21 protein-coding genes and 1 tRNA gene are annotated in these 22,590 nt (G+C 31.5%); 12 read left to right on the top strand and 10 right to left on the bottom strand.

The annotated features are described in order from the left end of the window. The 4 genes from EU98_RS0108875 to EU98_RS05795 all read right to left on the bottom strand — a co-directional run. A partial coding sequence (locus EU98_RS0108875) for an alpha-D-glucose phosphate-specific phosphoglucomutase (protein ID WP_032515492.1) occupies nucleotides 1-923 on the bottom strand: 923 nt, incomplete at its 3' end. A gap of 32 nt (nucleotides 924-955) precedes the next feature. Beyond that, nucleotides 956-1,126: a hypothetical protein gene (locus EU98_RS09660; protein WP_032515490.1), complete on the bottom strand. Its 171-nt coding sequence runs from the start codon at nucleotides 1,124-1,126 to the stop codon at nucleotides 956-958. 9 nt (nucleotides 1,127-1,135) lie between these two features. Beyond that, nucleotides 1,136-2,239, bottom strand: coding sequence for a DUF4912 domain-containing protein (locus tag EU98_RS05790; protein ID WP_032515489.1), 1,104 nt, complete (start codon nucleotides 2,237-2,239; stop codon nucleotides 1,136-1,138). A 273-nt stretch (nucleotides 2,240-2,512) separates the two neighbouring features. Next, nucleotides 2,513-2,869 carry a hypothetical protein gene (locus tag EU98_RS05795; RefSeq protein ID WP_032515487.1) on the bottom strand — a complete coding sequence of 119 codons (357 nt, stop codon included), beginning with the start codon at nucleotides 2,867-2,869 and terminating at the stop codon, nucleotides 2,513-2,515. A gap of 95 nt (nucleotides 2,870-2,964) precedes the next feature. Here EU98_RS05795 and sufB point away from each other — a divergent pair, with 95 nt between their 5' ends. From sufB to EU98_RS05815, 4 genes are read left to right on the top strand one after another with little or no spacing between them, the layout of a single operon-like run. Continuing rightward, nucleotides 2,965-4,407 carry a Fe-S cluster assembly protein SufB gene (gene sufB, locus EU98_RS05800; protein WP_032515486.1) on the top strand — a complete coding sequence of 481 codons (1,443 nt, stop codon included), beginning with the start codon at nucleotides 2,965-2,967 and terminating at the stop codon, nucleotides 4,405-4,407. Nucleotides 4,408-4,428: 21 nt separating this feature from the next. Further along, nucleotides 4,429-5,214, top strand: a complete 786-nt coding sequence (sufC, locus tag EU98_RS05805) for a Fe-S cluster assembly ATPase SufC (RefSeq protein WP_032515485.1) — start codon at nucleotides 4,429-4,431, stop codon at nucleotides 5,212-5,214. Between the two features lie 4 nt (nucleotides 5,215-5,218). After that, nucleotides 5,219-6,436 (top strand): SufD family Fe-S cluster assembly protein, encoded by a 1,218-nt coding sequence (locus EU98_RS05810; RefSeq protein ID WP_032515484.1) that lies wholly within the window; start codon nucleotides 5,219-5,221, stop codon nucleotides 6,434-6,436. Then, a complete protein-coding gene (locus EU98_RS05815) occupies nucleotides 6,436-7,689 on the top strand; it encodes a SufS family cysteine desulfurase (protein ID WP_032515483.1) in 1,254 nt (417 codons plus the stop codon). Before EU98_RS05810 ends, EU98_RS05815 begins: the two co-directional genes overlap by 1 nt. Here EU98_RS05815 and EU98_RS05820 read toward each other — a convergent pair. Continuing rightward, entirely contained in the window at nucleotides 7,686-9,611 is a 1,926-nt protein-coding gene (locus tag EU98_RS05820; protein ID WP_032515482.1) for an alpha/beta hydrolase family protein, read from the bottom strand. The two genes, EU98_RS05815 and EU98_RS05820, sit on opposite strands and share 4 nt — an antisense overlap. Nucleotides 9,612-9,690: 79 nt before the next feature. On the opposite strand from EU98_RS05820, the gene def reads away from it, so the two are divergent. Genes def through EU98_RS05845 form a run of 5 tightly spaced genes read left to right on the top strand, consistent with a single transcriptional unit; the run spans nucleotide 9,691 to nucleotide 13,276 of the window. Beyond that, nucleotides 9,691-10,296: a peptide deformylase gene (gene def, locus EU98_RS05825; protein WP_032515480.1), complete on the top strand. Its 606-nt coding sequence runs from the start codon at nucleotides 9,691-9,693 to the stop codon at nucleotides 10,294-10,296. 4 nt (nucleotides 10,297-10,300) lie between these two features. Further along, a complete protein-coding gene (locus EU98_RS05830; RefSeq protein WP_025905813.1) occupies nucleotides 10,301-10,642 on the top strand; it encodes a histidine triad nucleotide-binding protein in 342 nt (113 codons plus the stop codon). A 46-nt stretch (nucleotides 10,643-10,688) separates the two neighbouring features. Next, nucleotides 10,689-10,967 carry a hypothetical protein gene (locus EU98_RS05835; RefSeq protein ID WP_032515479.1) on the top strand — a complete coding sequence of 93 codons (279 nt, stop codon included), beginning with the start codon at nucleotides 10,689-10,691 and terminating at the stop codon, nucleotides 10,965-10,967. A 42-nt stretch (nucleotides 10,968-11,009) separates the two neighbouring features. Continuing rightward, nucleotides 11,010-12,992 carry an ABC transporter ATP-binding protein/permease gene (locus tag EU98_RS05840; protein WP_032515478.1) on the top strand — a complete coding sequence of 661 codons (1,983 nt, stop codon included), beginning with the start codon at nucleotides 11,010-11,012 and terminating at the stop codon, nucleotides 12,990-12,992. A gap of 8 nt (nucleotides 12,993-13,000) precedes the next feature. Further along, complete coding sequence (locus EU98_RS05845) at nucleotides 13,001-13,276, top strand: chlorophyll a/b-binding protein (protein WP_032515477.1); 276 nt, start codon at nucleotides 13,001-13,003, stop codon at nucleotides 13,274-13,276. On the opposite strand, the gene EU98_RS05850 is transcribed toward EU98_RS05845, so the two are convergent. Continuing rightward, nucleotides 13,277-14,206, bottom strand: a complete 930-nt coding sequence (locus EU98_RS05850) for a Ycf66 family protein (protein ID WP_032515476.1) — start codon at nucleotides 14,204-14,206, stop codon at nucleotides 13,277-13,279. A gap of 79 nt (nucleotides 14,207-14,285) precedes the next feature. Further along, nucleotides 14,286-14,471: a photosystem II reaction center X protein gene (psbX, locus tag EU98_RS05855; RefSeq protein WP_032515475.1), complete on the bottom strand. Its 186-nt coding sequence runs from the start codon at nucleotides 14,469-14,471 to the stop codon at nucleotides 14,286-14,288. A gap of 89 nt (nucleotides 14,472-14,560) precedes the next feature. Between psbX and EU98_RS05860 the strand changes: the two genes are divergently transcribed. Then, nucleotides 14,561-14,866: a YggT family protein gene (locus EU98_RS05860; RefSeq protein WP_032515474.1), complete on the top strand. Its 306-nt coding sequence runs from the start codon at nucleotides 14,561-14,563 to the stop codon at nucleotides 14,864-14,866. A gap of 17 nt (nucleotides 14,867-14,883) precedes the next feature. On the opposite strand, the gene accC is transcribed toward EU98_RS05860, so the two are convergent. Then, nucleotides 14,884-16,233, bottom strand: a complete 1,350-nt coding sequence (gene accC, locus EU98_RS05865; protein ID WP_025923813.1) for an acetyl-CoA carboxylase biotin carboxylase subunit — start codon at nucleotides 16,231-16,233, stop codon at nucleotides 14,884-14,886. A 261-nt stretch (nucleotides 16,234-16,494) separates the two neighbouring features. Between accC and EU98_RS05870 the strand changes: the two genes are divergently transcribed. Further along, nucleotides 16,495-16,576 (top strand) — tRNA-Leu (locus tag EU98_RS05870). A 5-nt stretch (nucleotides 16,577-16,581) separates the two neighbouring features. Next, a complete protein-coding gene (locus tag EU98_RS05875) occupies nucleotides 16,582-17,868 on the top strand; it encodes a hypothetical protein (protein ID WP_032515473.1) in 1,287 nt (428 codons plus the stop codon). Between the two features lie 3 nt (nucleotides 17,869-17,871). Here the strand turns inward: EU98_RS05875 and EU98_RS05880 are convergent, their stop codons facing one another. Then, nucleotides 17,872-18,927, bottom strand: coding sequence for a PRC-barrel domain-containing protein (locus EU98_RS05880; protein ID WP_032515472.1), 1,056 nt, complete (start codon nucleotides 18,925-18,927; stop codon nucleotides 17,872-17,874). A 45-nt stretch (nucleotides 18,928-18,972) separates the two neighbouring features. Then, complete coding sequence (smc, locus tag EU98_RS05885) at nucleotides 18,973-22,563, bottom strand: chromosome segregation protein SMC (RefSeq protein WP_032515471.1); 3,591 nt, start codon at nucleotides 22,561-22,563, stop codon at nucleotides 18,973-18,975. Between the last annotated feature and the right edge of the window lie 27 nt (nucleotides 22,564-22,590).

Raw genomic sequence — 22,590 nt, 5'->3', positions numbered from 1 at the left:
TTTGTGTTAGCAGTGATAACTGCAAGACTATCACTAGGATTTACAAAACATCCACTTCCTAAAATCATATTCCTATCTCCATCTCCATCGCATGCAGCACCAAAATTATAAGATTTTTTATTTAATATTAAATCAGCCAAGTGGGATGCGTAAGTAAGATTAGGATCAGGATGTAAACCTCCAAAATCTTTTAACGGGTTACCATTCATTACACAATCAGGAGCAAGACCCATTTTTTCAACAAAAATATTTTTTGCATATGGGCCTGTAACCGCATTCATTGCATCAAAGATTAACGAGAAGTCTTTTTTTAAAAAATCACTAATTTGATCAAAGTCAAAAATTTTCTCCATCAAATTAGAATAATCTGTTAATCCATCAATAATTTCTAAGGTAGTTTCGTCGTAAGGATAAGTTCCATATTCACTAAAATCAGGTAATTTAATTTTACAAATTTTATAACTTGTAAGTAATTGTGAAGCCTTGAAAATCTTATTGGTAATTATCTCAGGAGCTGGGCCACCATTAGAGATATTCAATTTCACTCCAAAGTCGCCATTAATCCCACCAGGATTATGGCTTGCAGAAAGAATAATTCCACCAATCGCATTTTCTTTTCTAATTAAATGTGATGTAGCAGGAGTAGATAATAAACCATATTTTGGAACAATAACCTTTTGAACTTTATGAGCAATACATATTTGAACAATTTTTTCTATTGCTTCAATATTGCCATATCTCCCATCACCACCAACTACTAATGTTGAACCTTTTAAATCTTCTAATGATTGTAAGATTGCTTCAATAAAAACTTCTAGATAATGTTCTTCCTGAAACTTTAAAGTACTTTTTCTTAATCCAGAGGTACCTGGTTTTTGATCTAGAAAAGGAGAATTAATATTAATTACACTAACTTTATTCATATTTTTAAGAAACTTCCAAAAATCTAACTAAATTAATGAGGCATTTCGGATGTTCTTAACATAGCGATAAACCATATTGAAGAAATTAATAATGCACAAAGAATTCCATAGTTAACACCAAATTTAGAAATTGTAATTGGAACTATTAGTGGAAACGTTAATGCCCCAAACATTGGAGTAAAAGCTACAATTTTTTTCAGCATTAATTTAATTTATTGAAACCATTCAGTCTCAGCATTATCTTTTTCATTAGTATCGTCAAGTGGTGTAGTTCTATCAAAATTCATTGAAATACTTTTTTCTTGCTCACCGGATACATCAACAGCTTTAATATCATATTTTTGAGTCCCGTCTCTAAATGGAACTTGAATTCTAAAAGTACCATCTGCAGCAAGTGGTACATCTTCTCCACCTATTGTCAATTTTGCAGAAGGCTCTGTAGCTCCATAAACAATTAATTCAGCATCAGCAACTAGCCAAAAAGATCTATTTTTAACAATTCCGCTTCCAGAATCATTTAAACCTGATGACCATTTACCAGCACCTGAATCTGTAAGATTATCATTGAGGTTTGTTGAATTTACATTTTCCATAAATTCTTCAGAACCAACTTTTCTTCTGAGAGGAATATTAGTTGCTGCTTGGTATAACCTTTCATGAATGCCATTTTGTTCTGAAACAACAGGATTAGAAATATCTGGGATTGACTCAGAAGTAGAATCTAGATTAAAAGGTACAAATTTATCAAGAATTTGCTCAGAAGGATGGGACCCAGGAACATGGCTTATCGAAGAAAATGCCAATGACATCCAGTTAAAACCATATTTGTAACCTAATTCAACTTTATAGTCTCTATCTGCAAGTGGAATTGGCAAGTACCACTCAGTGCTATAACTATCAACTGCTATCTCCCTTAGGGTACCTTGATTTAAATTGCTTCCTTCAGAACCAGATGCATCAAATAATCGTAAACATAATTTATTGGCTCCCAAAGATTGTGCTTTTTCTCTATCTGCATCAGAAATTTGCCAAAAAACATAAGCCCAATCTGGGTCTCGGGGTAGGAAAACTACATTTGTTTTAACTTCTTCACTACTGTTGAAAGCATTAGGCTTAGAAGTTTCTTCAGATTTTGGCTCAGGAGGTGAAATATATGTTTTTTTTGTAGATTTTTCTTGATATTTAATTATTAAATCAACTAAAACAGCTTTTGTTTTGCGACTGTACAACGGAACCGATAGTTTACTTGCTTCTTGACGTAATTGTCTGAGGGTTAGTGAGAGTAATTGATCTTTATTAATGATCCCGTCAGCCACTTTAAATTCTCCGTTTTTGCTTGGGATCAGTATGTTCTTTTTTTTTAGGAATTGTGTGTCTTTTTGACCTGTCGTCAGGATCCTCTGACTACTAAAAAATTTTCAAAATTGATATTTCTCTTCAAAACAGTTGGTATCACAGAAATTAATTAATTTTCAGATCCTTTTGCAATGTAAATTAATTTTCTTTTTTTTTAAATTTTATTACCTAAATTTGTTAACGACTCAACAAAAATATATTTTTTCTTCGGGATCATTTAGATAAAAGAGAATTCATCGTTGTTGTTCAACCAGAAGTAATAAATCATCTATCTCTAAATCCTCAATACTTTTACCTATTTTTTTTGAAAAAGTACTTAATTTTTTCGAGGTGGATTCTAACTGCTCATAAAAAAGATCACTAAATTTTTTATCATCAAATTTTTTGGATTGTTTATCACACCATTCTCTCAAGGGATTTTTATTTTGATATTCCAAACTATTATCTACATTGATAATTTTTAAAATCTGAAGACAATGAGCGAGTATTCTTAAATGATGTTTTTGCATTATGGGTAGATCAAGATTATCAATTTCTTGTATAGTTTCTATGTTTAATGGGTTAGACAAGGGATCAAAATGATTAGACATTAATTTTTAGTTTTAATAAAGGAAAAAAACTCAATATTGGGGGTATCTTTCGTTAAAGTATATAAAGCTAATTGTAATAGGTTATTTTTGATAACATGGTCAACGAAAATTTAGTTAAAGATGTAGTAAAAGAGCCTTACAAATATGGTTTCGTTACTGATATTGAAACTGAAAAAATAGAAAAGGGATTAAATGAAGATATCATAAAATTAATTTCACAGAAAAAAGAAGAGCCAAAATTTCTTCTTGATTTTAGATTAAAAGCCTTTAAAAAATGGCAAAAAATGAAAGAGCCTGATTGGGCAGCATTAGGATATAAAAATATTGATTATCAAGATATTATTTATTACTCTGCTCCCAAGCAAAAAGAGAAAATTTCTAGCTTAGATGAAGTTGATCCCAAACTTCTTGAGACTTTTGACAAATTAGGAATACCCCTCACGGAGCAAAAAAAACTCACAAATGTAGCAGTAGATGCTGTCTTTGATAGTGTTTCTATAGCCACAACTTTTAGAGAAGAACTTGCTGAACATGGAGTTATATTTTGCTCAATTAGTGAAGCTGTAAAAAATCACGCGGATTTGATTGAAAAATATTTAGGTACAGTGGTCCCAGCTAATGATAATTATTTTGCAGCACTAAATTCTGCAGTTTTTAGTGATGGTTCTTTTGTTTATATCCCAAAAGGTGTTACCTGCCCTATGGATCTATCTTCCTACTTCAGAATTAATAGTGGAGATTCAGGACAATTCGAAAGAACACTAATCATTGCTGAAGAATCAAGTTCTGTAAGTTATCTAGAAGGTTGTACAGCTCCAATGTTTGATACAAATACCCTACATGCAGCAGTTGTAGAGCTTGTAGCATTAGACGACGCCTCAATAAAATATTCAACAGTGCAAAATTGGTATGCTGGTGATGAAGAAGGTATTGGCGGAATTTTTAATTTTGTCACCAAGAGAGGAAAATGCTTAGGAAAGAGAAGTAAAATTAGCTGGTCTCAAGTTGAAACAGGGTCTGCAATTACATGGAAATATCCTAGCTGTCTTCTTTTAGGGGAAGAATCTGTAGGAGAATTTTATTCAGTTGCTCTCACCAATAATCTTCAGCAAGCAGATACCGGCACAAAAATGATCCATATTGGCCCTAAGACCAAATCAACTATTGTTAGCAAGGGTATTAGTGCAGGTAACTCAAAAAATAGCTACAGAGGTCTTGTCAAAATGGGAACAAAAGCTACAGGATCAAGAAATTACAGTCAATGTGATTCAATGTTAATAGGGGATCAAGCTTCTGCAAATACATTCCCTTACATCAAATCTCAACAACCCAATTCTGAAATTGAGCATGAAGCAAGCACATGTAGAATCTCAGAAGACCAACTTTTTTATCTCCAGAGCAGAGGTATAGAATTTGAGGAGGCAGTATCTATGATGGTCAGCGGTTTTTGCAGAGATGTATTTAATCAATTACCTATGGAATTTGCTGCTGAAGCAGATAAGTTACTGGCACTTAAACTAGAGGGATCAGTAGGTTAATTAATCAATTTCTGAACTGAAATGCAAAGTAAAATGAAAGAATCAGATCCAATTTTAGAAGTTGACAATCTCTCTGCATCTACTGATAATCTTCCAATATTAAAAGGGGTTTCACTAACTGTCTATCCTGGAGAAATCCATGCCATTATGGGAAGAAATGGATGTGGCAAAAGTACTCTTTCGAAAATCATTGCGGGACATCCCTCGTATAATATTACAAATGGCGACATAAAATTTTTAGGTGAAAACATCAACTCTCTAGAACCTGAAGAGAGATCTCAATCAGGAATTTTTCTTGGTTTTCAATATCCAATTGAAATTCCAGGTGTAAGTAATCTTGAGTTTCTTAGAGTTTCAACTAATGCTAGAAGGAAATTCCTCAACAAAGAAGAATTGGATACTTTTGATTTTGAAGAATTAGTTAAAGAAAAGTTAGAAATTGTGAAAATGGATCACGCATTCTTATCAAGGAGTGTAAACCAAGGCTTTTCCGGAGGTGAAAAAAAAAGAAATGAGATTCTACAAATGGCTTTGCTTGAACCTAAGATAGCAATATTAGATGAGACCGATTCTGGTCTAGATATCGATGCTCTAAGAATAGTGGCATCAGGAATTAAAAAAATATCTAATGCACAAACTGGAATTATACTTATTACCCATTATCAAAGATTATTAGATGAAATTAAACCAGATTATGTCCATGTTATGTCAGACGGACAAATCATAAAAACTGGTGAGAGTGATCTTGCTCTAGAGCTTGAGGAAAAAGGTTATGAATGGACTGATAACTTTATAAAAGAGACCTAAACAAATGGAAATAATTGAAAAAATAAAAACTAATAAATCGATTGATAATCAAACAGAAATACAAAAAATCTGTCTTCATAAATTACAATCAAGCCCTCTCCCTAATCCTAAAAGTGAACTATGGAGACTTTCAAATAAATCAAAATTGTCAAACTTTTTAGATTACTCAATTAATGAGAAAGATTCACAATTTGATATGCCATATCCGAAAAATTCTGCAAGTACTATTAGATTAATAATTGGTGAGAATTGCCAAATTAAATTAATTGAAAAAAATTATTCAATACAGCAATTAAGTGAGGATGAAATACAAAAATATATCAAGGAACAGATATCTTTTTTTAAGCAAAACGAAAATTGGAGTGACCTACTAAATCTGTCTTTAAGTTGTAAAAATAATATTTTGGGATTAAAAATAAATGGATCCAAAATTCCTCCTATTGAAATTTTTAGTCATGCATCAAGTAATTCTTTAAACGCAAAAACCCTCGTAATATTTTTAGAAAAGAATTGTGATGTTGAATTATTACAAGTGAATCTTGGTAAAGAAAACTCTTCATTATCTCAATCAACTTTCTTTTGCTTGAAAGAAAATAGTTCCGTAAATCATGGTGTTGTCTCTTACGGTGAAAACAGATCCAATCTATTAAATTCTCTCAATGTAATTCAACAAAAAAATAGTGCATACAACTTAGGATCTTTACATTTCAAATTCAATTACGCGAGATTTGAAATTAGTATTAAACAATCTTCAGGAAACGCTAAAACAAATATCAAAGGTATGCAAATAACAAAAAAAGATGAGCAAATTTCAACCTATACAAAAATAGAATTTAATGGACCAAATGGATTTCTAGATCAAATTAATAAATCACTTGCTGATGATAAATCACATGCAATATTTGAAGGTTCAATAATAGTTCCGAAAATTGCCCAGAGAACTGATGCTTCCCAATTAAGCAGAAATTTACTTTTATCAAATCTCGCACAAATAGATACCAAACCTCAATTAGAAATAATTGCTGATGATGTCAAATGCAAACATGGAGCAACAATTTCGCAACTAAATGAGGAAGAACTTTTTTATATGAGAACAAGAGGGATCACATTAACAGAAGCAAGTAAACTACAATTGAGTTCTTACTTTCAAGAAATAATTTCTTTTATTCCCATTTCAAAAGATAAATGGGATTTGCTTGATAAACTTTTAAATGAGAATTAATGGAAACGACTCAAAATTTTCCTGAAAAAACGAAGAAAGACTTTCCTCTTTTAAATAAGAACTTAAAAAGTAACGAGCAAATTATTTATTTAGACCATGCTGCAACCACACAAAAACCAATACAAGTCTTAAAAAAAATTGATGAATATTACAAAAACTTTAATGCCAATGTACATAGAGGGGCACATCAATTAAGTGCTAAAGCAACAGAAGAATTTGAAAATGCACGATATTTAATTAGCAAATATATAAAAGCGAATTCAGCAAAAGAAATTATTTTCACAAGAAATGCTACTGAGGCAATCAATCTAGTAGCTAGATCATGGGGCGAATATTCATTAAAAGAAAACGATGAAATTCTCTTATCAATAATGGAGCATCATAGCAATATCGTTCCATGGCAAATGGTTGCAGCAAAAAATAAATGCAAATTAAAATTTATAGGTTTAGATAAAAATGGGAAATTAGATATAGACGACTTTAAATCAAAACTAACAACTAGAACTAAACTTGTTAGCCTAGTCCATGTTAGTAATACTCTAGGTTGCTGTAATCCAATCAAAGAAATAACTAAATTAGCCAAACAAAAAGGTTCTTTAGTGTTAATAGATGCATGCCAAAGTTTGGCTCATCAAAAACTAGATGTGATTGATCTTAACATAGATTTTTTAGCTGGATCAGGACATAAACTATGCGGTCCTACGGGTATTGGTTTCCTCTGGTCAAGACAAGAAATTCTAGAAAAAATTCCTCCTCTCTTTGGAGGTGGCGAAATGATTCAAGATGTTTTTGAAGAGACAAGTACTTGGGCAGAGTTACCACACAAATTTGAAGCTGGAACTCCAGCCATTGCAGAAGCGATAGGTCTTGCAGAAGCAATTAATTATATTAAAAATATTGGATTGAATGAAATTCATGAATATGAAAAGACTATTACTAAATATTTATTTGAAAAATTAAATCAAATAGAAAATATTGAAATCATAGGTCCATCGCCGGAGATAGATCCTGATAGAGCCTCACTTGCCACCTTTTATATTAAAAATATACATTCAAACGATATTGCCGAAATTCTTGATTCAAAAGGGATTTGCATCAGAAGCGGCCACCATTGCTGTCAACCTCTTCACAGATACATTGGAATTAAATCAACAGCTAGAATCAGCATGAATTTCACAACAAATAAGGAAGAAATTGATATGTTTATAGAAAAATTAAAAGATACTATTGATTTTCTAAACATCAATTCTTAAATATTCAAAGCATTTTTTAAAAATTCCTGAGATTTTTGCATTACTACTTCTTTATTTTCAATATTTCTAAAACCATGCCCTTCATTATCAAAAAAAATAACTTCTGAATATTTATTATTCTGAATCAAAATTTCTTGAATTTTTAAAGTTTGTTTATAAGAAATAACTGTATCTTTTTTTCCATGAAACAATAAGACAGGTTTTTTTATTTTGTGAATATGATTTATCGGTGATCTATTGATATAGTCAGCATGGTCTTTTGCATAATTTCCTACCAAAGAATTTAAATAATCTTTTTCAAACCTATGAGTGTTGTAATGCATATCCTTCAAATCAATAACAGGATATTTACAAATTGCTGCTGTAAAAATAGACCCATATAATAAGCAATTCAAGGCAGTTAACCCACCAGCACTATTCCCAAAAATTACTACTTTTTCACTATCAACTTGATTTGATTTAATCAATTCAAGAGCTAGTGCTTTGCAATCATAAGAATCAACAATACCCCATTTACAATTCAACCTCTCTCTATATGCTTTGCCAAATCCTGATGATCCTCCATAATTGACTTCAGCAACAAAAAAACCCTTCGACGTCCAATATTGAACTTCAGAATTATATGATCCATCAAAAAATGAAGTTGGTCCACTATGAGCTCTAACAAAAAGGGGTGGTTTTCTAAATTTTTCAACAAGCGGCCTATATAAAAAAGAATGAGTAGATTTATCTTCAAAACCTTTAAACCAAAAAGATTCAGGTTTTGAACAATCTTTTAAATATTCAGCATTTATTTCCTCAAAAACATTTAATAAAACTTCGTTTTTACAATCAATTTCAAGTAAATTTCCAAGAAAATCAGATCCATGACCTTTCAAAACTACTTTCTTCTCAAAAACACTAAAATCACTAATTGAGGAAAAAGGAGTAGAAAATTCTTTAACGAATTGAAGATCTTTATATTGTTCAAATACTAAATTATTTTCTTTTTTTGCTAAACAAAATAAATCTTTTATATCACCTGAAAAAAATGTTATTCCTGAGACCCACTGAGGTACTCCATATTCAACAAAATTTCTCTCTACTCTTTTTTTAATAAAAATATTCTCAATTTTACTAGCATCTAAAAACAATAAGTTCCACCATCCAGAACTATCTTCAGAACATACTAAAAGAGTTTCACTTATCCAATAAGGTTGAAAAAAAGAAACGTTTTTTTTGGCATTAATCAGCTTATCTGAAAATTTTTTTATTTTTGTTATCTCTCCATCTAATTCAATTTGCGCAAAACAAAGATCATTTTTCTCCCAGGGCATGTATGGATAATCCCACTCGAGCCAAGAAAGTAAGCTAACAGAAGTATTAGAAGATAATTCTCCAGCGAAATTTTTAAATTTTTTTATTCGGTAAATATCTTGTTTAGTTTTTTTTAAGTTTAAAGAAAATAAGTAATCTCTATTATTAATTTCACAGATACCATATAAAAAATTTTTTTGAGATATAACAAATGAAGAATCGAAATTTCCATCAATTGATTTAGATAGTTGTCTCGGTTCTTGAACTGAATCGAGATAACTTTTTTGACTTCTATAATTTGATGCTACCTCTTTAAAAATTTGAAACCACACTGCTTTGGTAATCTGATCTATCCATATCAAATAAAAATTATTTTTTAAATAGATACATTTATAAGATTTACCACCATATCCATGAAAGTTATTTTTAATATTATATTTTTTACTTGTTAATTTCTGAGGAAACGCCTCTTTTTCATTAAATGGCCTTGCAAAAATAGCATTTTTATTTTGACCTTCACCAACAAAATCAATCCAAAAAATGATATCTCTAACAATAGTTAATTCCTTAAAAGATTTTTTTTTAGATACAGTTTGCTTAACTTTTAACTTATCACCATTACTCATGTAAAAAAACTATAAAGAATACAAATTAAAGTGCTAGTATTTTTATAGCTAAACTCTTAAGTAAAAACCTTTTTTTAACGTGGCAAACCATTTTTCACAACTTGCAAAAAAGTCAAGAACAAATGGAAACGCAGAAAAAATTGCAAAAGAACAAACAGATAAGCCATCTCTAGGCATTTATAAACTTGGTGATGATGTATTAAGACAAAATTCCAAAAGAATAACTAAAGTTGACGAATCGATTAGAAAACTTGCTAGAGAAATGCTTCAAAGCATGTATGCAGCTAAAGGAATTGGACTTGCTGCACCTCAAATTGGAATCAACAAAGAGCTTCTTGTCATAGACGTAAATTTTGAAGATTCAGCAGCAGAACCTTTAATATTAATCAATCCAGAAATTACAGACTTTGGAACAACCCTTAATTCATACGAAGAAGGCTGCTTGAGTATACCTGGCGTCTATTTGAATGTAGTAAGACCATCAACTATAAAATTAAAATTTAGAGATGAAATGGGACGACCACGTAAAATGAAAGCAGATGGACTTCTAGCGAGGTGTATTCAACACGAAATGGATCACTTAAATGGAATATTATTTGTAGATAGAGTTACATCAAAAGATGATTTGAACAAAGAACTTTTAAAAGAAGGGTTTAACGAAAAAGACGTTATCTCAATTAATTAATTTAATGACTGAAACAACAATATTTCAAAAAATCATTAATGAAGAAATACCCTGCGATAAGCTTTACGAAGATAAGTTTTGTATTGCGTTTAATGATATCCAGGCACAAGCTCCAGTACATTTTTTAGTGATTCCTAAAAAGCCAATAATCAGTTTATTAGAGTGTATTGAGCAAGATGCAAATTTATTAGGGCATTTACTTTTTGTTGGTAGCAAAATAGCTAAATCAAAAAATTTAACTAACTGGAGAACAGTAATTAACACTGGAGCAGAATCTGGACAAACAGTTTTTCATTTACATATTCATTTTTTATCTGGAAGAAAAATGAATTGGCCTCCAGGTTAAAACTCTCGAAAGAAATATTAATGGGTTATAAATAAATAAAAACAAAATGAATACTCCAGAGTCCTTAAATACAGAATCTAGAAATTTATTCAATTTAATTTTAAAAAATTGGGAAGAGCTAGATGATTCACTCAAAACTAAGTTAATAAAAATTTGGAACGTTTTAACTTATAAATGGCAATTCCAAATTTTATTTAATTTACCTTTCCTACTATGGTGGGCATTAGATAAATCTTTTCCAAAAGTTCATGAATTTGATGCAACAATCTTGAATTACTTGAATTTACCTGACTGGGCACTTTCATTTATTGGCTTTGGTCAATAGACTGCTAAAAGTTATAATTTATTTCATAACACTAGTCGAGTAATGAATAAAGCTGTTAATAATAAATCCAAAATACTGTACCAATTACAAAAATTAAGGAAGCTATCTCAGCCGTTTTTTCTTCCAATAGATCAATGTAATGGATTTCAATTCATATGGCTTTTGGTTTCTCTTTTATTTTGTGTTGGTGGAGTAGTACTTGTTGGTCTTACAGGAATAATCAGTTTTTTTGAAAGCTTTCAACCAATTTTTCTTGAAAAATATTTCGGAGGTGTAGTAAGTACTGTCAATTCAATATGGGCCGGTAGCTGGGGATTACTTTTCTCTGCTTTATTTTTAATTGGATCAGGGAGCTTTTTTAGCTTAAGACGTCAATTAAAAAACCGTAGATGGTTACATTGGTTATTCCTTGCGATAATTGTATTAATGCTTTTAGCGGTAAACGGAATAAACGCAGGTATTGGATTCATTGCAAGAGATTTAACGAATGCTTTGGTAGAAAAACAAGAAGATGGATTTTACAGGATATTAGGGATTTACGCTTGTTGTTTTGCTGTGGCTTTACCAATACGTGTTTCCCAAATATTTTTTACATATAAGTTAGGAATAATTTGGAGAGAATGGCTTTCAAAAAGTTTAGTCAAAGATTACATGACTAATAAAGCTTATTACCAATTAAATCCCAATGATGAAGAACAAACCGATGTAGATAATCCTGATCAAAGAATCACAGATGATACCCGAGCTTTTACCGGGCAAAGTCTCTCTTTCACATTAGGTATTTTTGATGCCCTACTAACATTTTCACTTAATATTCTTATTTTGTGGAGTATTAGCACAACTCTTACTTTTTCTTTATTTGGTTATGCTGCATTTGCAACTTCTATCCTTTTAATCGCTGGAAAAAATCTTGTAAAGATTGATTTTGATCAACTCAGATATGAAGCAGATTTTCGATACGGCTTAGTACATATTAGAGATAATGCTGAATCAATAGCCTTTTACTCTGGAGAGAATCCTGAACGAACTGAAACTGAAAGACGCTTAGGAGAAGTGGTGAGAAACTTTAATTTACTAATTATATGGAGAGTAATAATTGACGTCATGAGAAGATCCATTAATTATGCTGGCAATTTCTTTCCATATTTAATAATGGCAATCCCTTACTTTAAAGGTGAAATTGATTATGGACGCTTTATTCAGGCAAGCTTTGCATTTGGAATGGTTGAAGGTTCGTTATTTTTCATTGTTAATCAAATCGAAGAACTTGCAAAATTTACTGCTGGTATTGGCAGATTAGAAGGATTCCAATCTAAAGTTGAATCCATTAGTCAAACCAACCCAACAAGTAATCAAAACGTTATTTCAGATTACCCCTCAATTCTTATTAATAATGCTGACCTTTGCCCACCAGGATCAAATAAAACAATAATTAAAAATTTAAATTTAAGCATCGAAAATAATCAATCACTTTTGGTTGTAGGACCATCTGGGTGCGGAAAAACATCTTTACTAAGAATGATTAGTGGTTTATGGGAACCCAATCAGGGAGTAATTAAAAAACCAAAAATTGGGGAATTATTATTCATACCTCAAAAACCATATATGTTACTTGGTTCTTTAAGGGAACAATTATGTTATCCCACAGAAGTTAAGAAATTTAGTGATGAACATCTTACTTCTGTACTACATGAAGTAAATTTAAAAACTTTAGTGGATCGGTATCCTAATCTTGATATCAAACAAGATTGGCCACGAATTCTTTCCCTAGGGGAGCAACAAAGATTAGCTTTTGCAAGACTCTTACTAAATTCTCCAAGATTTGCAGTACTTGATGAAGCAACAAGTGCTTTAGATATTAACACTGAAAAAAAACTATATTGTTTACTAAAGGAACGAGAACTTTCTCTAATAAGTGTTGGACATAGACCTAGCTTAAAAGATTTTCACGAAAATATTTTAGAATTAAATGGACAAGGAGACTGGAAATTATTGACTTCTGATAAGTATAATTTTAAGGATTAACAAAAAAAATGAATTCTAAAGAAGAACAAACTAACTCAGAAGTCACTAATTTAGAGAATGAGAGTTTTATAGAAGAGCAAAAAGATCCGAATCAGATCAATGAACAAATTGAAGACAATAAATTAGAAGAAAAATCTATAGAAATTAAAGATGAATATAAATTTGGATGGAGTAGTTATTCTGAAATAACTAATGGAAGGTTTGCCATGATTGGCTTCCTAGCAATAGTATTGATTGAATTATTTAGTAAACAATCGTTTTTAACATGGGCAGGAATTCTATAATTAATCATCAAATCTAGAACTGTTATCTCTTGGTTTCTTCTTATTTGTTCCAACGCTATATCTACTATTTTGATTTTTTGAACTTGATCTAGCTGAAGAGCTTACTCTACCAGTCTCACGCGGTTTTTTAGCTTGATTAGCATCTTTAAATGAAGCATCTTCTACTTGAGTTGTTGAAGTTTGCTGCCTAATAGAGGATCTAGTAGGTTTCTTTCTTAATGGAGAAGAATCACTAGGAGCAGAGATATTATCTTGTCTAGAAACTGTACGATTCATTCTGGGTCTAGACCCTGTTTTAACTTCATCGCGAGATAAATTTCTTCTTTCACCAAAGTTATTTGTTTCTGGTTGTTTACTATTTCTATTTTCAGAAGTCTGTCTTCTCCTTCTCATAGGTTCGTCATTTTCAAACTGACTTATTTCCCTTGTAGATGGCCTACTTCTACTTGCTGCAGCAGAGGGTATCGCTCTTGAAACATTCCTCCTACGAGATCTCCCCTCCATATAGTCTGCTTCAAATTCATCTTCTTGAGGTTTAAATCTTCTGGATGGTCTTTCAGATTCTTCAAAGCTATCATAATCATCATTAAATCGGCCTCTAGAATTTCTGGGACCATCAGAAATAGGATCATCATCAAAATAAGATGATCTTCTAGCTTGATCAGTAGCAACTCCCCTCAATCGCACACTTTCATATGCGAAAAAAACTGTAGTTCCTGCAAGTAAAAACTGACCAAACTGAAGGATAGGATCTAACCTCCAGCCTTGAAAAAATAATATTCCTCCACACAAAAGTCCAATTGCTGCGAAGAAAACATCATAATCCCTTGCCAAGGCAGGCTTAAAGGACCTCAAGAAATAAAGGCCTCCTCCACATACGGCGAGAACTATACCAACAATACTGGCCCAATTGAGACTAGCATTGACCACATTCTTTCTCCAAAAATTTATTTTTTAAGGGTTACTTATATCCCCTATATATATAGTGTACTTAAAACTTCTACAAAAACTAGCGTCTTCCAGTAGAAGTACGATCGAGGGAATCTTTCTGGCTGACAAATATCAAAAATGCAGTGGCTGGAATAACGATAAGTAAGGCAGCAGCAATAAAACTACCTATCATTCCCACTGCGGAATTATTTGCAACTTCAGCAGAAAAATCTGCGGCTATTAATAAATTTGAGATTTGAAACACTTTTTAAATATTAAATTCTCAATTTATAATACGAATTAAATACGTTTCAATGGGTTATTTATTAAGATGAATTAAATAATTGTGATTTCTTGCTTGTTAACTCTCTTAAAATTTTAGATATTAGTTTAGGAATTTCTCTTTCATATCTAACTATAGTTTTTTTAATAAGATTAATACTTACTTGGTACCCAAAAATTGATTTAAGTAAAGGTTTATGGTTATTAATTTCAATACCATCAAGTTCAATTCTTAATTTAACAAGAAAGCTAATTCCTCCTATTGGAGGTGTTGATGTTGGACCCGTAATTTGGATCGGAGTTATAAGCTTTTTAAGAGAAATTTTAGTCGGTCAACAAGGGCTTATAAAACTTGCATTACATACACATATTTCATAGCAATAATTAACTATTTCTCAGTAATTTGGCAATAATTCTTCTTCTACATATTTAGTGTGTATCTTACCCTGCTTAAATTTAGATTTATTCAGTAAAGTTAGATGAAAGTTAATTGTTGTAGGAATACCAGTGACCGCACATTCATTTAAAGCTCTATTCATACGTTTAATTGCAGTATTACGATCTTTTCCCCATACTATTAATTTGCCAATTAATGAGTCATAGAAAGGAGGTATTTCATAGCCTGTATAGACATGACTATCCACCCTTACACCAGGGCCACCAGGAGGAAGCCACCCGGTTATTTTTCCAGGTGATGGTCGGAAATTGTGAGAAGGATCTTCAGCATTGATTCTACATTCAATGGCATGACCGTTTAAATGGATATCATCTTGATTAAATTCCAAGTTTGCTCCGCTTGCGATTTTAATTTGCTCAGCTATTAAATCTACCCCTGTAACCATTTCAGTAACAGGATGTTCAACCTGAATCCTAGTATTCATTTCCATAAAATAAAAATTATCATCATCATCAACTAAAAATTCAACTGTTCCCGCTCCTTCGTAGCCGATACTTTTTGCTGCAGCAATAGCTGCGTTCCCCATTTTTTTTCTTAGTTCAGGGTTAATTGCAGGACTGGGAGACTCCTCTAGTAATTTCTGATGTCTTCTTTGAACTGAACAATCTCGCTCTCCTAAGTGAACAACATTCCCCGACCTGTCGGCCAAAATTTGAATTTCTACATGTCTTGGCTTCTTTATAAATTTCTCCATATATAAACCATCATTACCAAAAGCTGCTTCTGCTTCGCCTTGAGCTGCTTTAAACATTTTTTCGAGATTATTAGAGTTTTCAACCAACCTCATACCTCTTCCACCTCCTCCAGCAGTCGCTTTAATAATTACCGGATAGCCAATATCATCTGCCAATTTATAAGCCTCATCAACATTTGATAACAAGCCTTTACTACCTGGTACTGTTGGGACTCCAACTGCTTCCATAGTTTCTTTAGCTGTAGATTTATCTCCCATAGATCTAATAGCTTTAGGAGATGGGCCAATAAAAACTATGCCGTGATCATTGCACATCTCAGCAAATTTATCATTTTCCGCAAGAAATCCATAACCAGGATGAATAGCATCAACTCCTCTTGATGTAGCAGCCGCAAGTATATTTGGAATATTTAAATAACTCTTATTACTTAATGAATCTCCGACGCAAACCGCCTCATCAGCAAGCTGAACATGCAATGCTTTTTTATCTACAGTGCTAAAAACTGCAACTGTTGCAATGCCTAGTTCTCTGCAACTTCTGACAATTCGTAAAGCTATTTCTCCACGATTAGCAATTAAAACTTTTTCAACCATTATGAAAATAAAATTGAAGAAATGAAATGACTTAAAATAAAAAATTATTTGCCAAAGTATTCAACAAATTTTTTTAGTAATCAGAGGACATTTTTTACAATACAACCTAAAACGTTATATATGTATAAATATTTGTTTTATGCAATAGAAAAATTATTAATGATATTCCAAAATACTCTTTTCTAACTACATGCTTATTTCAGCCAATAATGTATTATATTTTTAAGGTTTAGGTATCCCCTCGGTTGCTGAAAACCCTTTGCGGACGTGGCGGAATTGGTAGACGCGCACGTCTAAGGAGCGTGTGGCTTCGGCCTTGCGAGTTCAAGTCTCGCCGTCCGCATTTTAATGTATTCTGGTTTGACTGCAATGAAAAAAAAATCAGTTGCAGTAGTTATAATTTCCAATGGTCCTGGTGAATTAACTACATGGGTAAATCCTGTAATAGATGAGCTTAACAAAGTAAATAAATCACTAAGTGATGCCGATAAAAACGATTTCACTCTTAGGTTAGTTCTTGTCCCTTGCCCAAATGCCACTGGGAAAGAATTTTTAGTTGCAAATTCATGGAATAAATTCGAATTAATTACAAAATCCAAAAGTTTTTGGAAATTATTAATAAAGCCACATTCTTTTGCATATTGGCCAAAAAAAGGGGTGGTTATTTTTCTTGGTGGGGATCAATTTTGGAGTATTTTATTAGCTAAAAGATTAGGTTATTTAAATATTACATATGCTGAATGGGTTTCGCGATGGCCTAAATGGACCGACGCAATTGCTGCTATGAATGTAAAAGTAAAAGAGTCAATACCTAAAAGATATAAATATAAATGTAAGGTCATTGGCGATTTGATGGCAGATATCAAACTTAATAGCGCAATATCATTAAGAAATAAAGAAAAACATCATATTGCATTGTTGCCTGGTTCTAAGAAAGCAAAGCTTTCTGTTGGAATTCCTTTCTTCTTAGAAGTTGCAGATCATATTGCTGAAGAAAATCAAAATATAAATTTTATAATTCCCATTGCCCCAACAACTGATAAAAGTGAATATTTATTTTTTCAAAGCAACAAAAATCCAATTGCTAAATATTACTCATCAAACATCAAAACAATAAAAAACTTCAAAGACTCTCGTTTTGATTATGTAATTGAAACATCAAAAAATACAAAGATTTATCTAATCAAGAAACATCCTTGCTATGAAATATTAAAAGAATGTGATCTCGCAATTACAACTGTTGGAGCAAATACTGCAGAATTAGCAGCAATTAGTCTTCCAATGTTAGTTGTTCTGCCAACTCAACATTTAAATATGATGAATGCCTGGGATGGTATTTTTGGAGTAATTGGAAAAATTTCATTCATAAATAGATTCCTAACCTTTATAATCAAAAATTTCTATTTTAAAAAAAAGAAATTTTTTGCTTGGCCAAATATTAAAGCTAAAAAAATGATTGTCCCTGAAAGGATAGGTAATATTTCACCAATAAAAATTGCAAGAGAAGTATTATTTCTTATTAAAAATAGAGATCAATTAAAAATTATTAGGGAAAATCTAAATAAAGAAAGAGGCGATAAAGGTGCTGCAAAAAAACTTGCTTCTATAATTCTTAATTCAGTAAAAAAACTTTAACAATTACCAGGGGTCATCAATTTCAAACTTTTCTGATTTTTTATTATCTTGAACTAAATTTTGTTCATCTAGTGGTTCAATATCTAAAGTTTCAGTTGCATTTTGAATTGGTCTTTTCGAAGCTAAATTGGTAGCTGATTGTTTCTTTTGCTTAGAATCAATATTGTTTTTTTCATCTATTTGATTAATACTATTTTGATTCTCAATCCGTTCAGAATAATCATTATCCATATATAGCTTTTTTGTGTTATTTGTTTCCCCTGAAGAACCCTTTATTTCAACATATTCAAGTTCATCTTCATAATCATCTTCATAATCATCTTCATAATCATCTTGTTCAACAACTTCTTCATATTCCTCGATCAAATTGTTTTGCTGTTCTGATTCAGAACCTGAAAGTAACTGATTCTCAACAGGTACAAGATTTGCTGTGTATCCATTTGCTTCCCTTTCATCCCATGCAGAACCACCGACTCCAAGTTTCTCAAGTAGACCACTACTTAGTTGCTTTAATTTCTCTTCAGCACCTTCATAAACAATAATCCTATCGGTACCACTACTTACAATTTCCTCAACAGGTATTTCCCAAGTACTTAAAACTCCCTCACCTAAAAGCGGAACACCAACTGCACCCATAACAAGAGATATCAAATCCCCAGTCTCAATATCAAAAGAAAAGCCAAGAACTCTTCCTAAAAGTTGTCCAGATTCTGTAATAACCTGACAATTAATTACTTTTCCATATCTTTCTGGAGAAAAACTCTCACTCAAAGAATCAAGAGAGTCAACTAATATGACATCTCCAACTTGCTTTATACTTTCTAAAGGCATCCATTTTGGCAAACCTGGTAGAAATCTTGTAAGTGGATTATCTCTTAGTCCCAAAGCGACCACCTCTCTTCTATCGATATCAACAACAACTTCGCCAACTACACCTAACCGCCTCCCAGTATCAGTAGTTATCACTTGAGTTCCCATTAATTCTGACCTTAACCACAAACGTTCGCTAGGAACCGAGTTAGGGAGATTCTTATTAGCAGATGTGTTAGACAAGCTCATAAATTTCTTTTTATCATTCTGACGTATAAATTTAAAAAAGTGTGTTTATGCAGCATTTGGTAACCCAAGAACTTGAGTATTAGCACCTCTTGCTTGCGCAACCCCAATTGTTCGTTCAGACGCACTAATCATAGGCCTTCTATGACTGACGACTATAAATTGAGCATTTGATGACTGATTCGATATTAGTTTTGACAGCCTTTCAACATTAATGCCATCTAAAAAACTATCAACCTCATCTAATGCATAAAAAGGAGAAGGTTTATACTTTTGCAAAGCAAATAAAAAGCTTAAAGCAGTTAACGATTTTTCACCACCTGACATAGATGCTAATCTTCTGACATTTTTCCCCTTAGGATGAGCCACTAAAGTTAATCCTCCTTCTAAAGGAGAATTAGGGTTTTCAAGTTGAAGAAATCCATCTCCATCAGATAAATTTGCAAAAATTTCTCTAAAATGTTTATCAACTTCTGTAAATGCTTGCATAAAAGCCTCCTGACGCATCGTAGATACGGTTTCTATTCTCAGTAATAATTCGGATCTTTCATTAGAAAGAATTTCTAATTTTTCTCGCAAACCATTTAATCTCTCAATTAATTCTTCTAGTTCATCAAGAGCCAACATATTAACAGGTTCTAAGCTTTGCAGTTTTGCATTGATGATCGAAATTTCTGATTGCAAAGATTCAAGACTTTTCCCTTCATATTCTCCAAACTGAGGGGATGGATTAGGTAGATCTTTTTTATAATTTTCTAATTTTATTTTCTCGCTCCTCATTTCTTCTTTAAGAGAATGCATATCCCTCTCAAGATATTCAAGCTTTAAGAGATAGTTATTATATTCTTGCCTTTTATTTGAAATTGAAGAGTTTAATTCATCTCTTTTCCTTCTCAATAAACCTAAATCCCTCTCTAGAGAATTTTTTTGATTATCGAGATCTAAAAGCTCTTTTTTAAATTCATCTCTTTTTTCTATCCATTCACTATGAGCAATTGCGAGTTGTTTAATAGATTCCTGCAAGTTTTTTTCTTGTAGTAAAATAATTTTTAATGAATTATTAATACGCTCTTTATCTAAAGCAAATTGATTCTTTTTATCTAGTAATGTATTTCTCTCCTCAATAAGTAATTCAAGTTTTTTATCAAGATTATTAAAATCGTCATTAAAAGCTATTAATGATGATTTTTGATTTTTTTCATAATTTGCCTTTTGAATGGTTTGTAATTGATTAAACTTATCGTGATAAGGCTTCAATTCATCTTTTAAATGACCTAACTCGTTAACTAATAAATTATTAGCAGTATCAAGTTTATTTAATCTAGATTTACAATCTTCAATTCTTTGCGAGACAACTTTAAGAGAATCTTGATTTACTTCAATTTCTTTATTAAATGAAGCACAATCCTCAATAATTTGACTGCGGTTAGAATTTAATTTACTAAGTCTATTATTTTTTATTATCAAATCATTATTTGACTCTTTTAAAGCTTCTTCGATAACTAATAATCTTTCTTTTATAGGGCTGGATTCATCAATATCATTATTAATTCCAAACCTATAAGCCAAATCTTTATTTAATTTACTACCTCCTGTAATAGCTCCACTTGCTTCTAATAATTCACCACTTAAGGTAACCAACCTATTTTTTTGCGTGGATAACCTAGCTGAGGATAAGTCTGAAAAAACCAAAGTATCTCCAAAAACATATCGAAAAACGTCTGAATAGACTTCATCAAAAGTAATTAGATTAATAGCTTTATCAATAAATCCATTCTCCCTGTTATTTTCAAATCTTGAAATTGCATAATTCTTTTTTTGACTTTTAATTCTATTTAAAGGTAAAAAAGTTAATCTTCCCGCTTTCTTCTTTTTAAGAATTTCAATTGCTTTAGCAGCAATATGATCATTATCAACAACAATTTGTCCTAACCTATTTCCAGCAGCAATTTCTAATGCATATCTATTTTTCTCACTGACCTCTCCAAGTTGAGCTACATAACCATGTATACCCTCTAACCCTGCCTCTAAGAGAATTCTGAGAGCATATGAACCTCTAGATTCATTTAAAGCTTCCTTTCTACTTTCGAATCTAGATAAATCCTTTTCAAGCCTTAATTGCTCGTTATTTAGCCTGGATTTAGTTTTAATTAATAAATCAATTTCATTTTTTAGAGAATTAATTTCTGCGCTGTTACTTTTCAAATTTTTATTCTTTGTATCGGATGTCTCTTTTTTGCTTTGGTTTACCTGAAAAAGTTTCTGCTTTTCTAAGTCTAAGGATTCGATCTGTGACAATATCTCATCTTTTTGAATATTATTTTGAATAGTTTCTTCTTCAATTTTCCTTTTTTTTATTTCCAAAGGATTAATTTGATTTTTTATACTTTCAAGCTCAGCATTTAATTTGATACTTTGTTTTGAAAATTCTCCAGATTCTCCAGCCGCATCAGAAAGTTTTTTCCTGGATAGTTTGTGTTTTAGAGTGAGATCATCAATTTGCAAGTTCAATTGATTTAAAAAATTATCATCGAAATTTTCTTTTCTCATCTTTTCTGACTCAATATTTCTTTTAGAAATTGCAATTTCATCTCTCTGTTTTTGTAATTTAATACCTTCTTCTTTATTCAGACTTGATATCCTATCAAGTTCTCTCAAGCTAGAATTAATACTTCCAATATCAGAATTCACTTTAATCAATTTATCCTCGCCTTTCTCCTTAAGCTCATCAACAAGTATTTTCAAAGCATCTTCTAAGACTAATATTTCTTTACTAATAGATTCTTTTTGTTTATTAAATAAAATTTTATTTTTTTCAATTTCACTTTCTTTTTTTTCAATAGATTCAACATGTTTAACTTGTTTTTCAAAAATAAGAACTTTCTCTAATTCCATTATTTGTAATAGTTTTGCCTTTAACTCTTTATATCGCTTTGCTTTTTCACATTCTTTTTCAAGCTTATTTTTACTAGATTGCAATTCATTTTCTAAAATTTCACATCTTTCTTGTCTTTCGAAAACGTCATTTAATTTTGCATTAGTTTGTTCTATTCTTGTATCAAAAAGTGCGACTCCTGCTAATTCGTCAATAAGATTTCTCCTCTCCTTATTATTCATTGATACTATTCTTGTAACATCACCCTGCATAACAACATTGCTGCCTTCAGGATCAACACTAATATCTCTTAATATTCTCTGTATTTGTTGCAAGGTACATTGTTTGCCATCGGAAGTATAAGTAGAAGCATAAGAACCACCTGGCATAAGCCTTAATTTTCTAGAAACTACCCATTCTTTTTGACCTTTATTAAGGGCAATTTCATCTTCTTCTAGTTCCAAAGGCGGAAGGTCCTCTCTGGGAGACCAATCTTGAATATTAAATTTTACTGATACAGATGTTTCTGATGACTTGCCCTCTTTAACTTTTGAGTTATTTATTAGATCTGGTAATCTTTCAGCCCTCATACCTCTACTATTAGCTAGACCTAAACAAAATAAAATTCCATCTAAAATATTACTTTTCCCAGAACCGTTAGGACCCGTAACCACAGTAAAACCTTCTTCAAGAGGTATTTTTACATTTCCCCCAAAAGATTTAAAATTCTCAAACTCGACCTGATTGATATGTACCAATCTCAAGTCTCAATAGCTAAATAAGAATAACTA

It is taken from the genome of Prochlorococcus marinus str. MIT 9314, from assembly GCF_000760035.1.
Classification (GTDB): Bacteria; Cyanobacteriota; Cyanobacteriia; order PCC-6307; family Cyanobiaceae; genus Prochlorococcus_A; species Prochlorococcus_A marinus_B.
Note: the sequence above shows the minus strand (reverse complement) of the source record. Positions and strands in the feature narration are given on the sequence as shown.

Bases quoted from the DNA above. Each gene is read 5' to 3' on its own strand.
- EU98_RS09660 (WP_032515490.1), bottom strand. From the start codon at position 1,126: ATGCTGAAAAAAATTGTAGCTTTTACTCCAATGTTTGGGGCATTAACG.
- EU98_RS05795 (WP_032515487.1), bottom strand. From the start codon at position 2,869: ATGTCTAATCATTTTGATCCCTTGTCTAACCCATTAAACATAGAAACT.
- sufB (WP_032515486.1), top strand. From the start codon at position 2,965: ATGGTCAACGAAAATTTAGTTAAAGATGTAGTAAAAGAGCCTTACAAA.
- sufC (WP_032515485.1), top strand. From the start codon at position 4,429: ATGCAAAGTAAAATGAAAGAATCAGATCCAATTTTAGAAGTTGACAAT.
- EU98_RS05810 (WP_032515484.1), top strand. From the start codon at position 5,219: ATGGAAATAATTGAAAAAATAAAAACTAATAAATCGATTGATAATCAA.
- EU98_RS05815 (WP_032515483.1), top strand. From the start codon at position 6,436: ATGGAAACGACTCAAAATTTTCCTGAAAAAACGAAGAAAGACTTTCCT.
- EU98_RS05820 (WP_032515482.1), bottom strand. From the start codon at position 9,611: ATGAGTAATGGTGATAAGTTAAAAGTTAAGCAAACTGTATCTAAAAAA.
- EU98_RS05830 (WP_025905813.1), top strand. From the start codon at position 10,301: ATGACTGAAACAACAATATTTCAAAAAATCATTAATGAAGAAATACCC.
- EU98_RS05835 (WP_032515479.1), top strand. From the start codon at position 10,689: ATGAATACTCCAGAGTCCTTAAATACAGAATCTAGAAATTTATTCAAT.
- EU98_RS05840 (WP_032515478.1), top strand. From the start codon at position 11,010: ATGAATAAAGCTGTTAATAATAAATCCAAAATACTGTACCAATTACAA.
- EU98_RS05845 (WP_032515477.1), top strand. From the start codon at position 13,001: ATGAATTCTAAAGAAGAACAAACTAACTCAGAAGTCACTAATTTAGAG.
- accC (WP_025923813.1), bottom strand. From the start codon at position 16,233: ATGGTTGAAAAAGTTTTAATTGCTAATCGTGGAGAAATAGCTTTACGA.
- EU98_RS05875 (WP_032515473.1), top strand. From the start codon at position 16,582: ATGTATTCTGGTTTGACTGCAATGAAAAAAAAATCAGTTGCAGTAGTT.
- EU98_RS05880 (WP_032515472.1), bottom strand. From the start codon at position 18,927: ATGAGCTTGTCTAACACATCTGCTAATAAGAATCTCCCTAACTCGGTT.